1 pseudogene is annotated in these 1,774 nt (G+C 45.0%); it reads left to right on the top strand.

Features of this window, described 5'->3' with window-relative positions:
- Positions 1-352: 352 nt before the first annotated feature.
- Positions 353-1,774 (top strand): annotated as a pseudogene (locus ACUU1M_RS20040) (EAL domain-containing protein); the annotation flags it as partial.

Raw genomic sequence — 1,774 nt, 5'->3', positions numbered from 1 at the left:
GGGAATCCGTGCTCTCTTAGAACTTGAATAAGGTTTTAGAATAAACATCAGCTGTATCACCATGCTGATGCAAAGTGAGCATTTCAGGCGTTATGCTTTCTTATTATGTCCGCAATATCAGGTGTCAAGAATGGAGAGTTCTCGCTCTCCATTCTTGACGCCTGATATCCCGCCTAACTTATTTTGTACTGCCTACATTATGCTCAATAATTAATGGGTTAGATCAAGATGGAGAAAATTTTATCTTCGGCGTGGATATTTCTTATGCTCTCTACCATGCATCTCTGTAGATGCCAGCGCGAGCGAATGAATGGCATTTTCATGTATTAAACCCTTTGGCCGGGACAAGCAAATGCGCAATACACTCATACCCATCCTCGTTGCGATATGCTTGTTTATTACCGGTGTCGCTATTTTGAACATCCAGCTCTGGTATTCCGCAAAAGCAGAGTACCTGGCGGGAGCAAGATATGCCGCCAACAATATCAATCATATACTTGAAGAAGCGTCACAGGCGACTCAAACAGCGGTTAACATTGCCGGGAAGGAATGCGACCTCGAGGAGCAATATCAGCTTGGCACTGAAGCAGCTCTGAAACCTCACCTGCGCACAATCATCATTCTCAAACAGGGAATAGTCTGGTGTACATCCCTGCCTGGGAATCGGGTCCTGCTGTCTCGTATTCCTGCTGTCTCGTATTCCTGTTGTCCCGGACAGTAATTTACTGTTGGCTCCGGCAATCGACACCGTTAATAGATTACCTATCCTGCTCTATCAGAGCCAATTTGCAGATACGCGCATTTTGGTTACGATAAGTGATCAACATATTCGCGGGGCGCTTAATGTACCCTTGAAAGGGGTAAGGTATGTATTACGCGTGGCGGATGACATTATTGGACCAACGGGTGATGTGATGACGCTTAATGGACATTATCCCTATACCGAGAAGGTTCACTCCACAAAATATCATTTCACTATTATCTTTAACCCGCCGCCACTCTTTAGCTTCTACAGACTTATCGATAAAGGCTTTGGGATTTTAATATTTATTCTGTTAATCGCCTGCGCCGCTGCCTTCCTGCTTGATAGATATTTCAATAAAAGCGCAACGCCTGAAGAGATCCTGCGACGGGCAATAAATAACGGGGAGATCGTCCCTTTTTACCAACCTGTGGTAAATGGTCGGGAAGGGACATTGCGGGGAGTTGAGGTGTTAGCCCGCTGGAAACAACCTCACGGTGGATATATTTCACCCGCGGCATTTATTCCACTTGCTGAAAAATCCGGATTAATCGTTCCGCTTACACAAAGCCTGATGAATCAGGTTGCCAGACAGATGAACGCTATCGCGAGTAAACTGCCGGAAGGTTTTCATATTGGAATTAATTTTAGCGCTTCGCATATTATTTCGCCGACGTTTGTCGACGAGTGTTTAAATTTCCGTGACAGTTTTACCCGCCGCGATTTAAACCTTGTTCTGGAAGTCACCGAGCGTGAGCCATTGAATGTTGATGAAAGTCTGGTTCAGCGGTTGAACATTCTGCATGAAAATGGTTTTGTCATCGCGCTGGATGATTTCGGTACTGGCTACTCAGGGCTTTCTTATCTTCATGACCTGCATATTGATTATATCAAAATTGATCACAGTTTCGTTGGCCGCGTAAACGCAGACCCAGAATTAACCCGAATTCTGGATTGTGTATTGGATCTGGCGCGTAAACTTTCGATCAGTATCGTCGCTGAAGGTGTCGAAACGAAAGAACAACTTGGCTA

The sequence above is a fragment of the Shigella sp. SIG6 genome, from assembly GCF_053555815.1.
The sequence above is the reverse complement of the archived record's forward strand: the minus strand, read 5'-3'. Positions and strand labels throughout refer to the sequence as shown.